1 protein-coding gene is annotated in these 698 nt (G+C 73.8%); it reads left to right on the top strand.

All coding sequences use genetic code 11. The annotated features are described in order from the left end of the window. Nucleotides 1–218: 218 nt before the first annotated feature. The coding region (locus tag KGA66_RS29285) for a transposase family protein (RefSeq protein WP_211472882.1) at nucleotides 219–698 on the top strand (480 nt) is incomplete at its 3' end.

The following is a 698-nucleotide window of genomic DNA, read 5'->3' on the forward strand; positions in this document are numbered from 1 at the left end:
CAGGGTCAATGACAAAGTGATCTTGCGGCTGGGTTCGTGGTGGTTTAGCCGTGCGTCGGCACGGTCTGCGTGGCCTGACATGCCGGATTTGCGGGCGGGCACGGCATCTGAGGATCATTCAGGTGTCTACGCCGATGATCCCTGGAGATGCCGTGCCCGCCGCCCCATCTTGCCCGACGGCCCCTGCCCGGGGCCAGCGCGCCCCGGACCCGGCTTCCTTGCCCGCGTTCTTCGCGCAGGTCCCGGACCCGCGTGACCGGCGTGGGCGGCGTCACGCGCTGCCGGTGATCCTCGCCCTGGCCGTGTGCGCGATCGCGGCCGGGCACGGCAGCCAGGACGCGATGGCCGAGTGGGCCGCGGACGCCCCGCAGGAACTGCTCGCGCAGGTCGGGGCGCGGTGGGACGCTCTGCGCGGGCGGCATGCCGGGCCGGACGAGCGCACGGTGCGCCGGGTCCTGCAGCGCGTCGACGCCGGCGTGCTGGACGCCGTGGCCTGCGCCTTCACCGCCGTGCACACCGCGGGCGCGAACCCGGCGGCACCCACGCCGCCGGGTTGCGCGCTACGCGTGATCGCGGTGGACGGCAAGGTGCTGCGCGGCTCGGGCGCCACCGGGTTCGCGCAGGTCACCCTGCTCGCAGCGCTGGATCACGCCGCCGGCACGATCCTGGCCCAGCGGCAGATCGACTCCAAGACCAAC

The organism is Actinocrinis puniceicyclus, from assembly GCF_018283645.1.
GTDB lineage: Bacteria > Actinomycetota > Actinomycetes > Streptomycetales > Catenulisporaceae > Actinocrinis > Actinocrinis puniceicyclus.